Origin of the sequence: Brevibacterium permense (genome assembly GCF_013280495.1) — a bacterium.
GTDB lineage: Bacteria > Actinomycetota > Actinomycetes > Actinomycetales > Brevibacteriaceae > Brevibacterium > Brevibacterium permense.
In genome coordinates this window covers 103,414-116,233 of sequence record NZ_JABSSX010000009.1, presented here as the reverse complement: position 1 = coordinate 116,233, position 12,820 = coordinate 103,414, and the positions used below count along the sequence as shown (strand labels likewise).

Genomic DNA, 12,820 nt, shown 5'->3' with positions numbered 1-12,820 from the left:
ATCTCCTCGTCGCCGAAGGCGCCGTTCTCACCACCGTGCGGGTTGAGCGCGGCGACGGCCAGCCTCGGCGAGGAGACGCCGTAGAGCTGCAGGGCACGATGGGCGCGTTCGATCGAGTCGATTTGGGTCTCGACGGTGAGGGCGTCGATGGCCTTGCGCAGGGACATGTGGCGGGTGGCGAAGAAGATCTGGAGTTTGTGGTCGGGGACCTTCGTGTTCTCGACGACGAACATCGTGTCCTGCTTCGTCACTCCGGTCAGCTCACCGAGCATCTCGGTGTGCCCGAGGTGCTGCGATCCGGACTTCCACACGGCTTCCTTGTTGATGGGGCCGGTGACGATGCCGGCGACCTGCTGAGCCATGGCCGCCTCGGTGGCGATCTCGATCGCGGCCACCGAAGCCCTGCCGGCGCGCGCGTCGACGACGCCCCACTCGGGAAGGTCATCGTCGAGCACGCCGATGTCGAAGACGTCGATGACGCCTTCGCCGGCCGACGGGGTCGACCAGTCGGAGATGGCGCGCAGCTCGACATCGAGTCCGAGGACGTCGACGGCACGTCTCATCACGGCCAGATCCGCGACGGCGATCCCGTGCTGATCGTCTCTGCCCGCGAACTCCGCGAGCACGGTGGCGGTGATCTCCGGTCCGATTCCGACGGGATCGCCCACGGTCACGGCGAGTGCTGGTGCTGTCATTGCTGTCTCCTCGAATGGTTCGGATCTTGTCGGTCGATGGGGGTGCAAGGTTCGTCGTGCACGATTCAGTTTCGTCTGACGCGGGCGGTGGTCGACAGGAATTCGAGACATTCGACGGCAGTGCCGGCGTTGCCGATGAGACCGCCCTTGGTGACGATCGGCAGTCCGTCGGCGCGCCCGCCGACGAGGCGGCCGCCGACGGCCAGGGGCACGATCTCCTTGTCGATCTCCATCCCCATCGCGCCGAGCTCGCGCACCACCATGGCGGTGACGTCTCCGCCGGTCGTGTAGAGGCCGGAGATCGGGATGGTGGAGATGACCGTTGAGGCGATCAGTGCCAATCGCCGTGTCGTCTGCTCGGATTCGGCATCGGTGAGTTCGCGCAGATCGCTGGACTCGAGGACGGTGGCGATGACGATCGCCCGCGCCGAGGCGGCCCGATCGATGAGGCCCAGTGTGGCCTCGACATCGGGCAGGCCCGCGTCGTCCACGGGTGCACGGAGGACCGTGACCGTGGGGTCCTCGGCTACGGCCGCGAGCTGAGAGCGGGTGACCTCGGTGGCCGAGCCCGAGATGCCGAGCAGGATGCCCTCGGCACGAGCAGGCAGCCGTGACTGGGCCAGGGCGAGGCTGCCGGGTCCGGGATCGATGGTCACCCAGTCCAACAGCTCACCGTCGGCCAGACCTGCGCGGTTGCGGATCTCCGGAGTGGCCGCCTCGGCGAGGTCGTGGCTGATCTCAGCGATGACGGAACCGACGAGTTCGATATGGTCGGTGGTCAGGGCATCGGCGATGAGCACGTCGGCCCCTTCCCCGATGGCGTCGAGCACGGCGGTGGCCACGGCCTCACGGCCGGCCAGGACGGTCGCGATAGCGATGACGTGACAGTCGAGATCCGTGCCGGCGGCGAGGATCTCCTCGATGACGGAGGTGTGCATGGGGGAGCGGACATCGTAGGCGAGCTCGGTGTGTTCGAGCAGACGCCCGCCCAGCAGCTGCCGCCCCTGCACGGTGGTTCTGCCGGCGGCAGGGAAGGCCGGCATGCACAGTCCCAGGACGCGGCACTGCGGACCGTCGGACGCGGTCAGCGCACGCCTGCGCGCCGAGATGGCGGCTGCTGCAGCTGGCCCGACGTTGCCGCGCAGAGTGGTGTCGATGCGGCAGGCCACGAGGTCGACGGCACCGGCGGACTCGATGAGTTCTGAGTAGACCATGCCGGCCTGCTGCGGCGGCAGGTGGCGGGAGTCGGTGTTGACGACGACCGCATCGAAGTCATCGAGCAGACCTCCGAGGTCGACGCTGCCGGCTGGGCTGGTGCCGGTGACGGTGATCGTTCGCAGTCCCGCCTCGGCGAACAGGGCACCGCAGGCGTTGCCGCCGGTGAGGTCGTCGGCGACGATGAGGATGCGCGGGCTCGCCTGCGCCGAGGGGGACGCTGCCGTCGTGCCGGCGTCCGGCATGTGGGAGGTGCTCATACGATCAAGTCGAGCACGAACAGCAGCGGAAGGGAACAGATCCACACGGCAGTGGTGATTCCCGACCAGCCCTTGATGGCGTTGATGCCGTCCAGTCCGGCGAATCGGGTGACGACCCAGAAGTAGGAGTCGTTGAAGTAGGAGAAGACCATCGAACCGGCGGTGCAGGCCATGACGGCCACGAGCGGATCGAGTCCCAGCGGGGCGATGAGCGGAGCCGTCACCGAGGCAGCGGTGATCATCGCGACCGTACCCGATCCCTGAGCCAGGCGGACGAAGGAGGCGATGAGGAATGGGACGAGAAGCGCGGGCAGGCTGATCGAGGCGATCGCCTCGGCGAGGGCGTCACCGACACCAGATTCGCGCAGGACCAGTCCGAAGCTGCCGCCGGCGCCGGTGATGAGGAGGATGAGACCGGCCGAGGCGGCACCGTCGGCCAGCCAGCTCTGCACCTGATTGCGTGGGGTCACGCGGGGCAGCAGCGTGTAGACGGCGAGGATGAGGCCGATGATCAGGGCGACGACCGGGTTGCCGAAGAATGCCAGCGGAGCGACCCAGGCGGAGGGTTCATACGCGTCGCCGGCGAGCTCTCCCTGTGCGCTCTTGTCGATTGCGGTGCCGACCGTGTTGGCCACGATGAGCAGGAGCGGGACGATGAGCGGAAGGAAGCCGAGGAAGGCGCCGGGCTTCTTGCCGGTGCCCGGGGCGGAGCCGGCCGCGTCCTGCGACGTCGCGGAGTCGGTGGAGCTGTCGCCGGAGTGCTCATGGTCGCCCGTGAGGGTGGATACCCTGGATGATCCTTCGTCGGTGCCCTCCGCCGAGGCGGCCGAGACCTCGGAGTAGACGTCGTGCCTCACCTTGCTGTTGAGCACGGGTTCGAGCTTCGGCCCGATCCAGCGCGCATAGACGACGACCACGGGCAGGAGGATCACGGTGAAGACGATGCCGGCGAGGATGACCGATCCGATGTCGGCACCGAGGATGCCGGTGGCAGCCAAAGGGCCCGGCGTCGGCGGCACCATGTGATGAGTCAGGGTCATACCGCAGCCCAGAGCCAGCGCGAGGGTGACGTAGCCGCCCTTCTTCACGCGGGCGATCGAACGAGCCAGCGGATTCATGATCACGTAGCCGGAGTCGCAGAAGACGGGGATGGACACGAGCGAGCCGACGGTTCCCATCGCCCACGGCTCGCGGCCCTTGCCGAAGGCACGGAGGAAGGCGCGGGCGAGGGAGTCGGCGGCTCCGGAGACTTCGAGGATCTTGCCGATGCCGACGCCGAGGCCGATGACGATGCCGATGCTGGCTAGGGTGTCGCCGAAGCCGGTGGTGATCGAGTCGATGATCGAGAGCAGATCCTGACCGGCGACGATGCCGGTGACGACGGCCGCCAGAAGCAGGGCGATGAAGGCGTCGAGTCGGGTCGCGAGCACGATGACGACGATCGTCGCGATGCCGGCGGCCAACGCCAGTATGAGTTGCAGGTCCATGGGGTCCTCCGCGGTGAGGCCGGCTCGCGGGCGAGCCAGGGTGTGTGGTTCTCATTGACTTCGCCACGACCTGCGATGCCCGAGGGCAGTCGACGATCAGAAGCGAAGTTGAACAGCATGAGCAAGTATGAGTCATAACTGCACGTTGATGCAATGTCGAGCGCGGGTGCGTTCCTCCCGCGGAGAGGGTGCGTGAATGCGGAGTCAAGCGTGCGAGTGCGGAGGCGCGTGCGTGAATGCAGAAATTCGAGGGAGCGGAATGTTGATTTCAGCGGACTGAATCTACAATCTGCTCCCTCGAATCTGCGTAGTGCTCGTTTAGAGGGTATCGAGGAGGTTCCTGGTGGCTCAGGCGCGTGGGTCGACGATGATCTTCACGTGGTGCTCGTTGTTGCTGATGAGTTCGTCGAAGCCGCCCGTGATGAGCTCGTCCAGGCCGATGCGTGCGGTGATGAAAGCTGAAAGATCGATGGTGCCGCCGGCGGCCAGTCTGATCGTCTCCGGGTGGTCGCCGGAGTAGCCGATGGTTCCACGCAGGTCGATCTCCTTGAGGACCAGCTTCGGCATATCGACCTCGGGCTTGTGCCCCCAGATGGACACGTTGACGATGACTCCGCCGGGACGGACGGCGTCGAGGAGCATGTCGAGAACCGCGGGGACGGACGAGCATTCGAATCCCACGTCGGCTCCACGTCCGCCCGTGCACTCGCGGACGGTTTCGGCGACGTCGGACTCACGCGGGTCGAAGACCTCGTCGGCGATGCCTGTTGAGAGTGCCATCTGCTTGCGCGCCTCGGAGAGCTCGGAGATGTAGACGGTCAGTCCTTTGGCTTTGAGGACGGCGGCAGTCAGAAGGCCGATGGGTCCTGCGCCGCCGACGATGGCGGTCTGGCCGGATGCGGCGTCCGAGCGAACGACTGCGTGGTGGGCGACTGACAATGGTTCGATCAACGCAGCCTGATCGAGCGGAATATCGCCGATCGGGTGCACCCAGCGACGCTGCACGACGATCTTCTCCGCCAGTCCGCCGCCATGGCCGCCGAGGCCGATGAAGTTCATGTCCTTCGACAGCTGATAGCTCTGGCCGGGGCCGGTGTCGACGTCTTCGGCAATGATGTAGGGCTCCACGACGACGTTCTGGCCGACGTTCAGGTCGGTGACGCCTTCGCCGAGGTGGGTGATCGTGCCGGAGAACTCGTGCCCCATGGTCACTGGGGCTGATTCGCCGGAGATCGGATGCGGGTGGCCCGCCGGTGGGACGAAGATCGGCCCCTCCAGATATTCGTGGAGATCGGTTCCGCAGATCCCGCACCAGGCGACGTCGATGGCGACTGTGCCTGGCCGCAGTTCGGGTTCTGGGATGTCTTCGATTCGGATGTCTTTGCGAGCGTGGAATCGTGCTGCCCTCATGATGAGTCCTTTCGTGGGGCGTATCCGTGCCATTCGGTGTTCTTCGACTCTAGAGCGCTTGCGACGTGAGAGCCAGGGTTGCAGGCGATTGCATGTGAGGGGCATCACCATTGATTTATACCCCCGAGGGGTATAGATTGTGGGTATGGACAAGCCGCAGAATCATCGTCATGACGGAATGCAGTCTGCTGAGACAGGCCATTCCGCGCACACTGAGACCATGGCCCACTCCGATCACGCTCGCCATGACCACAGTGGTCCTGGCGACCACTCCGGTCACGAGAGCCACTCCGGCCATTCGGGCCACGCGAGTCATGCCGGCCATGGCGATCACGTCGCGCAGTTCCGGAGGCTGTTCTGGATCATGCTCGTCATCTCCGTGCCCGTCGTCGCATTCAGTCCGATGTTCGGCCACCTCGTCGGATACGAGGTTCCCGAGACCGGCATCCTCGGTGCGCTCAGATGGCTCTCGCCGATCCTGGGCACCGTCATGTACGTGTGGGGCGGAAAGCCGTTTCTGACCGGCGGACTCGACGAGATCAAGGGGCGCAGCCCGGGCATGATGCTGCTCATCGCTTTGGCGATCACGGTCGCCTTCGTTTCGTCTTGGGGATCGTCGCTGGGTCTGCTCGACCCGCAGCTCGACTTCTGGTGGGAGCTGGCTCTGCTGGTCGTGATCATGCTCGCCGGTCACTGGATGGAGATGCGCTCACTGGCACTGACCACCTCGGCGCTGGACAGTCTCGCCGCGCTGCTGCCGGATGAGGCCGAGAAGATCATCGATGGGGAGACGGTGAGCGTCGCTCCGTCCGACCTCGTCGTCGGGGACATCGTCCTCGTTCGACCCGGTGCCTCGGTGCCCGCCGACGGACGGATCATCGACGGTTCGGCCCATATGGACGAATCCATGGTCACCGGAGAATCCGCGACGGTCCGACGCGGCGAAGGCGACTCGGTTGTGGCCGGCACCGTCGCCGCCGATTCCGGGCTTCGGGTCGAGATCACCGCGATCGGTGACGACACAACGCTGGCCGGTATCCAGAAGCTGGTCTCCGACGCTCAGAGCTCGTCATCGCGAGCCCAGCGCATCGCCGATCGAGCCTCGGCCTGGCTGTTCTGGTTCGCTCTCGGCGCTGCCGTGATCACCGCGGTCGTCTGGTCGCTCATCGGCATGCCGGATTCGGCGGTCGTGCGCACGATCACCGTGCTCGTCATCGCCTGTCCTCACGCCTTGGGTCTGGCCATTCCGCTGGTCGTGTCGATCGCCACCGAACGTGCCGCCCGTGCCGGCGTCCTCGTCAAGGACCGGCTCGCGCTCGAGACGATGCGCACGGTCGATTCCGTGCTCTTCGATAAGACCGGCACCCTGACGAAGGGTCAGCCGACGGTCACCGCCATCGAAGTCGTCGAGGGCGCCGGGGCCACGCGGACCGAGAGCGAAGTGCTCGGCCTGGCGGCTGCGGCCGAAGCCGACAGCGAGCACCCGTTGGCCGCCGCCATCGTCACGGCTGCGGCTGAACGGGGGGTCGACGTGCCGAGAGCCTCCGACTTCTCGTCGTCACCTGCGGTGGGGGTCAAGGCTGTCATCGCGGGCCAGACGGTCGAGGTCGGTGGTCCCAGACTGCTCGAGGCGCACGATGCCCCCGAGGCGAAGTCTGCGGAGGCCTGGCGCGCCGAAGGTGCCATCATCCTCCACGTGCTCGTCGACGGATCTGCTGTCGGTGCCCTGCGGTTGGCCGATGAGATCCGGCCGGAGTCTCGCGATGCCGTCGATGCTCTCCACGCCATCGGTGCACAGGTCGTGATGATCACCGGAGACGCCGAGGCGGTCGCGCAGTCTGTGGCCTCCGAGCTCGGCATCGACCGTGTCTTTGCCGGCGTTCATCCCGCCGACAAGGCGGCGAAGGTCTCCGAGCTGCAGGGGGAGCGGCGTCGTGTGGCGATGGTCGGTGACGGTGTCAATGACGCTCCAGCGCTCGCGCAGGCCGATGTCGGCATCGCCATCGGGGCCGGAACCGATGTGGCCATCGGCTCTGCCGGAGTCATCCTCGCTTCCGACGATCCGCGGTCCGTGCTCTCGATTGTCGAACTCTCTCGGGCGACCTACCGGAAGATGAAGCAGAACCTGTGGTGGGCGGCCGGGTACAACCTGCTGTCGGTGCCGCTGGCGGCAGGAGTGCTCGCTCCTGTCGGATTCGTGCTGCCGATGAGCGTGGGTGCGATCCTGATGTCGATCTCGACGATCGTCGTCGCCCTCAACGCTCAGCTGCTGCGTCGACTCGACCTGCATCCGCAGGCGGCTGTCGAGCGAGTGCACTCCACGAGCTGATCTCAACGCAGACGATTGAGGCGGGTGATGCCATTGAGCATCACCCGCCTCAGCGCGTTCTATCCGGTGGAGATATTCTCGCACCGGCAGGTCGTCAGCGCGCCAGGGTCTCGCCGATGGAGCTGGTTCCGGTGGCCAGGGTCACCTGCGTGCCCCACGGGTCGACGACGCGCACGGAGCGTCCGTCGTCAGCGAACTCGAGGTTGTGCGTGCGCAGGCGAGCGACGAGCGCGTCGAGGTCCTCGCGCCCGGGAACGGTGATCGCGACGTCCCCGAGGCCGAGGCTGGCCGCGCGAGGACCGGCGCCGCGGCTGTTCCAGGTGTTCATGGCGACGTGGTGGTGGTATCCGCCCGCCGCCGCGAAGAGGACTCCGGGTATTGTTGACAGCGACGGCTCGAAGCCGAGGGCATCGACGTAGAACTCGCGAGCCTGAGGGATGTTGCCGACCTGCAGATGGACGTGGCCGACGATGCCGGGTTCGGCGGCAGTGTTCGCGAGGACGTCTTGATTCAGGTGGCGTTCGAGGAAGCGGTTCGGGTCAAGGTAGAGCGTGTCCATCTGGACCTCACCGTCGAGCGAGTGAGTCCATTCCGAACGGGCGCGGTCGACGTAGAGCTCGATGCCGTTGCCTTCGGGATCGGTGAAGTAGAACGCCTGGCTGACAAGGTGATCGCTGGAGCCGACGAAGGTGCTGTTGGTGTTCTGCGCTGCGTGGGCGACCGTGGCGGCCAAGGCTTCCTTGGTGTCGAACAGGAAGGCGGTGTGGAACAGGCCGGCCTGTTTGGCGTCGACTCCGGGCAGGCCCGGGGTGGCCACGAGCTTGACCAGGGGAGTGGTGCCGCGGCCGAGCACGCGGTGGGCTTCGCCATCGCGGGCGGTCTCTTCGAGTGGTTCCATCGCCAGAGCGTTCGAGTAGTAGTTCGACATCTTCTCGAGGTCGCCGACGCGCAGGGTCACCGCGTCCATTCCGGTGGCCGCGGTGAGTCGTTTCTCATCGACGGCGGGTGTCTGCGGGGCGGTGGAAGTTGGTGCCTGGATGGGGGTGGTGGTCATGCTGTTCTCCTGAGCGGATGGGCTGTTGGGTCCAGTCTAGATCGATCTAGTTGAAAATTCAACCAAGAGGCTGATGGTCCTATTCCCGATCCGCGCCGAAGGGAACCCGATCCCATTGAAGCCCCACGCTCTGAGTGACTGACTCGATGCGGCACCAGCGCACTCTCGTCGATAGGCTGGTGCCATGAGGTTCGATTCGAAGTCCGCCCCGGCTCTCGCCGGGCTCCTGACCGCCGCACTCATCGCCCTCAGCGGCTGCGGCTCCGATTCTGGCTCATCGGCGGAACCCGAAACGACTCCGACGGCGACTCTGGTCGTCGTGGAGCAGGGCTTCGATTCCCTTGATGAGCTCTCGGATTATGTGGCGCAGTCCTTGGACGGTGTCGAGGTGAGTCTCGAGTCCGAGACGAACCCCGACTTCAACCGGGAGGCCGAACCCGAACGCCTCCATGTCGAGTTCGCCTCCGATGAGAGCAGGGCCAAGGACTTGGAAGCCACGGCGTTTATCGTCCAGGCGACCTCACAGGCGGCCTTCGACTACGACATCCTCGTGGTCACGGGAGACGTCGCGGCGGGGGAATGGAGATACCTCTACGACCGTTCGACCGTCGAGGATCTCACCGCTGACGGTCAGATCGACGTTGCCGACATCTGGGACTCAGCCGAACAGAGCTTCGACACCATTCATCGCTGAGCCGCGGCTGCTCTATTTTTCGATGGCGACACCATCGGCGTCGGCGAAGACCATCGCTCCTGGGCGGATCGTCGCGCCGCCGATCTCCACAGTCACGTCGATCTCACCGGCACCGTCCTTCGCGCTCTTGCGCGGGTTGCTGGCCAGAGCCTTAATGCCGAACCCCATCTCGGCCAGCGCCTCACGGTCGCGGATAGCACCGTTGATGACGACACCGTTCCAGCCGTTTCGAACTCCTGCCTCGGCGATCATGTCACCCATGAGGGCGGTGGCGATCGATCCGTCACCGTCGATGACGAGCACGGCGCCGTCGCCGGGCTGGTTGAGGGTCTGCTTGACCAGTCCGTTGTCCTGGAAGCAGCGGATGGTGCGGGCCGGTCCGGAGAATGACGTTTTGGCTCCGAAGTCGCCGAAGTTCAGGGCAATCGAATAGAGCTCGTCGCCGCGTTCGTCCCACAGGTCTGCTGTCGAAACTGTCATCTGTGTGCCTTCCGTTGGTGGTGGGAGCTGAGTGGTGCTCAGGCAAACGCCTGGGTACGGGCGTAGAGTCCGGGGACTCCGCCGGAGTGGATGAAGACGACCGCGTCCTCGGAGGAAAAACGGCGGGATCTGATGAGGTCGATGAGGCCGGCCGCTGCCTTGCCGGTGTAGACCGGGTCGAGGACGATGCCCTCGGTGCGGGCGAAGAGACGCACAGCCTCGACCATCTCGGGGGTCGGCAGAGCATATCCCGTCCCGACATAATCACCGAGTCCCACTGTGGCTGCGCGAGGGGCCGGGGGCAGGTCGAGGAAGTGCGCCGTGGAGTCGACGAGGTCGACGATCTTCGGTTCCTGCTCCGCCTGTGTCCGGCTGACGTTGATGCCGATGACCGGTACATCGCTACCCGCGCTGTGGAGGCCGACGACGAGTCCGGCCTGCATTCCGGCCGAACCGCTGGGCGTGACGATCGTGGGCGAATCCAGCCCCGCCTCGGCGAATTGGTCGAGCATCTCAACGGCACAGTCGACGTAGCCGAGCGCACCGACCGGATTCGACCCGCCCACCGGGATGACGTAAGGCTTCTTGCCCTCGCCGCGCAGCGTCTCAGCCAGAACCTCAGCCTCGCCGAGGAGGTCGGCCCCGTGGCCGAGCACCGTGACCGAATCCGCGCCGAGAAGATCGAAGAGCAGGAAGTTTCCCGTGTACTGCGGTGGGTTCGACCCTGCCGGGCCGAGGGAGGTGCCGTCGGGTCCGAGATCCTCTTCGACGATCAGGTGACAGTCGAGGCCCTCGGTGCGGGCAGCCGACAAGGTCAGCCGACAGTGGTTGGACTGCACCCCGCCGACGGTGATGAGCGTGTCCGCGCCCTGATCCAGGGCGTCGGCGATGAGGAACTCGAGTTTCCGCGTCTTATTCCCGCCCTGAGTCAGTCCCAGCTGGTCATCGCGTTTGATCCAGATCTGCGGTCCACCGAGCTCGACGGACAGGCTCCGCAGATGTAGGAGAGGCGTCGGCCCCGCGGTGTAGCGACGGCGTGGGACTTCATTCAGGGCGACCATGGTTCCCGAGTCTATCGAGCTGGTCAGCCCTGCTGACAAGACGCCGACCAGAATCTGGTCAACGGGATGTCATCAGGTCGTCCTCAGCCGACGAACTCGACCTCACGGACGGCGTCGCCGCCCTTGTCCGCGGCGATCGCGTTTCTCACTGTCAGATTCATGACCTCATGTGTGTCCAGGTTCGTGTAGGACACCCAGGCGTATCCCTTGCCGGAATCGGCTGACGTGCGATGCCAACGTTTGGCGTGCCCGTCGTTGTGCTCGGCGAGGGCAGCGACGACGTTCTTCGTGGCGAGCTGATCCACGACTACGGCATCACCGATGCCGTAGGCGGTGATCAGTCTGTCCGCGTACTTGACAGCACCCTTCGGGTGTCCCGAACTCTGGGGTGCCTGGGCGGCACTGGATGCGGGCGCGGAATCGGCGGAGGCAGCTGCCGGACCGACTGCGAGACCCAGGGAAGCGAGGCCGGATAATGCGGCGACGCCCCACTTAGCGGCGTAAGTGCTGATGAAGGCGGGCATGGTGACTTCTCCTCTTGCAGATCAGGAACATTGCTGGAATCGAGTATCGTCAGCCCAGGTGAGAGCCTTTTGCCCGAAACTGAACAGAAGCTGAGATGCTGAGTCGCAAATGCGGAAGTTCTATTGCGTTCCTATGACATCTCCGAGACATTCGGCCAGAAGGAGCCTTGTCCGAATCTACGAGCTCGGGAGTGTGACGGATTCACTGGGCTTATGGAACCGAATCGTGATCATCCTCGTCGGCCTTGTCCATCCAGTCCTTACCGTCGAGAATGCGGGCGACCATCATCGAACTCGCCTGATCGCCGACGGAGTTGACGGTGGTGGCCGGGGGATCGATGACGGTTCCGATGATCTGGATGATCGGCAGTGCCGCGGCCGGGAAGCCGTAGAGGGTGATGATCATGAGCTCGCCGATGAAGCCGCCTGAGGGGATTCCTGCCATGACCATTCCGGCCAGCAGCGCCACGGCGATGGCGATGAGGATGTTCTCCAGGGTGAAGAAGTCGCGCTGGAACACGGCAAAGAGGAAGGCGATCTTGAGGATCGCGGACAGGCTCGAGCCTTCCATGTGGATCGTGGCACCGATCGGCACGATCGTCTCCCGGATGTCACGGGGGACTCCGATCTTCTCTCCGGCACGCAGGTTCGTCGGGATCGCCGCCACCGAGGAGGATGTGCCCAAAGAGATCGCCGTGGGCTCGAGGATATTGCCCCAGAACCGAGAGACGCCTCGGCGGCCACCGGCCAGGAAGGAGTAGAACGTGAACGCGAGGATGAAGTAGGCGATCGCCACCGGATAGTAGACGAGGAAAGCGCGAACATAGTCCCCGACGAGCTGGGAGCCGAGGTCACCGATGAGAGCGGCGAAGTAGGCACCGAGGCCGATCGGGGCGTAGTACATCACGATCGAGGTGAACTTGAGGAACACCTCGGTGCCGGAATTGAGGAACTGGGCGAACGGCTTGCCCGCGTCGCCGATCCTGCTGGTGGCGAAGCCGACGATGACGGCGAAGACGATGAGGGCGAGCATGTGCTCGGCGGACAGGATCTTCGAGAAGTCGTCGACTACGACGGTCTGGACGAGCTGGTCGCCGATGGACCCGACGTCCTCGACGTTCTCCGGCTCCTGCATCTCCACCTGGACGCCGTCCGTGGCGTTGAAGATGCGCAGCGCGGCGACCATGACGATGGAGGCGATGATGCCGGTGACGGCGAAGACTCCGAGCATGCTGCCCATGATCTTGCCCAGTCGCGCGGCCGAGGACATTCCCGCGACCGCGGAGGCGATGGAGAAGAACACGAGCGGCACGACGAGAGTGAACATCATGTTGATGAACAGCGTGCCGAACGGTTTGATGACGGTGGCACGTTCCCCGAAGACGAGGCCGATGATCGCGCCGATGACCACTCCTGCCAGGATGAAGAGCGGGAAGCGGTAGTTGCGCAGGATCCGGAGGAATCCCGACGGCTGTGTCTTCGTGTCGGAGGACCGCGCAGGCGAGGCAGTGGGGGAGGACATAGGCTCTGCCTTTCAGATCAGCATCATTGTTCCGCCGACTGGTCGGCGTGGCATCAGGGCTCTGGCGATCCTACCTGGGGCACAGCAGA

11 protein-coding genes are annotated in these 12,820 nt (G+C 65.1%); 2 read left to right on the top strand and 9 right to left on the bottom strand.

Features of this window, described 5'->3' with window-relative positions; translation table 11 throughout:
- The 4 genes from HK353_RS12875 to HK353_RS12860 all read right to left on the bottom strand — a co-directional run.
- A partial coding sequence (locus HK353_RS12875) for a PdxA family dehydrogenase (protein ID WP_173156685.1) occupies nucleotides 1–695 on the bottom strand: 695 nt, incomplete at its 3' end.
- A 65-nt stretch (nucleotides 696–760) separates the two neighbouring features.
- Nucleotides 761–2,170 carry a four-carbon acid sugar kinase family protein gene (locus HK353_RS12870; RefSeq protein ID WP_245395993.1) on the bottom strand — a complete coding sequence of 470 codons (1,410 nt, stop codon included), beginning with the start codon at nucleotides 2,168–2,170 and terminating at the stop codon, nucleotides 761–763.
- Nucleotides 2,167–3,657, bottom strand: coding sequence for a GntP family permease (locus HK353_RS12865; protein ID WP_173156683.1), 1,491 nt, complete (start codon nucleotides 3,655–3,657; stop codon nucleotides 2,167–2,169). Before HK353_RS12865 ends, HK353_RS12870 begins: the two co-directional genes overlap by 4 nt.
- A gap of 348 nt (nucleotides 3,658–4,005) precedes the next feature.
- Nucleotides 4,006–5,067 carry a 2,3-butanediol dehydrogenase gene (locus tag HK353_RS12860; protein WP_173156681.1) on the bottom strand — a complete coding sequence of 354 codons (1,062 nt, stop codon included), beginning with the start codon at nucleotides 5,065–5,067 and terminating at the stop codon, nucleotides 4,006–4,008.
- A 178-nt stretch (nucleotides 5,068–5,245) separates the two neighbouring features.
- On the opposite strand from HK353_RS12860, the gene HK353_RS12855 reads away from it, so the two are divergent.
- Nucleotides 5,246–7,396 (top strand): heavy metal translocating P-type ATPase, encoded by a 2,151-nt coding sequence (locus HK353_RS12855; RefSeq protein ID WP_425350555.1) that lies wholly within the window; start codon nucleotides 5,246–5,248, stop codon nucleotides 7,394–7,396.
- 94 nt (nucleotides 7,397–7,490) lie between these two features.
- On the opposite strand, the gene HK353_RS12850 is transcribed toward HK353_RS12855, so the two are convergent.
- A complete protein-coding gene (locus HK353_RS12850) occupies nucleotides 7,491–8,450 on the bottom strand; it encodes a VOC family protein (protein WP_173156677.1) in 960 nt (319 codons plus the stop codon).
- A 184-nt stretch (nucleotides 8,451–8,634) separates the two neighbouring features.
- Between HK353_RS12850 and HK353_RS12845 the strand changes: the two genes are divergently transcribed.
- Nucleotides 8,635–9,144 (top strand): hypothetical protein, encoded by a 510-nt coding sequence (locus HK353_RS12845; RefSeq protein WP_173156675.1) that lies wholly within the window; start codon nucleotides 8,635–8,637, stop codon nucleotides 9,142–9,144.
- Nucleotides 9,145–9,156: 12 nt separating this feature from the next.
- Here the strand turns inward: HK353_RS12845 and rraA are convergent, their stop codons facing one another.
- The 4 genes from rraA to HK353_RS12825 all read right to left on the bottom strand — a co-directional run bounded on the left by rraA (nucleotide 9,157) and on the right by HK353_RS12825 (nucleotide 12,731).
- Nucleotides 9,157–9,624, bottom strand: a complete 468-nt coding sequence (gene rraA / locus HK353_RS12840) for a ribonuclease E activity regulator RraA (RefSeq protein WP_173156673.1) — start codon at nucleotides 9,622–9,624, stop codon at nucleotides 9,157–9,159.
- Between the two features lie 38 nt (nucleotides 9,625–9,662).
- Nucleotides 9,663–10,685, bottom strand: coding sequence for a D-cysteine desulfhydrase family protein (locus HK353_RS12835; protein ID WP_173156671.1), 1,023 nt, complete (start codon nucleotides 10,683–10,685; stop codon nucleotides 9,663–9,665).
- Between the two features lie 83 nt (nucleotides 10,686–10,768).
- The gene (locus tag HK353_RS12830; protein WP_173156669.1) at nucleotides 10,769–11,209 is read right to left on the bottom strand and encodes a hypothetical protein; all 441 of its coding nucleotides are present in this window, start codon (nucleotides 11,207–11,209) and stop codon (nucleotides 10,769–10,771) included.
- A 211-nt stretch (nucleotides 11,210–11,420) separates the two neighbouring features.
- Nucleotides 11,421–12,731: a dicarboxylate/amino acid:cation symporter gene (locus tag HK353_RS12825; protein WP_173156667.1), complete on the bottom strand. Its 1,311-nt coding sequence runs from the start codon at nucleotides 12,729–12,731 to the stop codon at nucleotides 11,421–11,423.
- Nucleotides 12,732–12,820 lie beyond the last annotated feature (89 nt).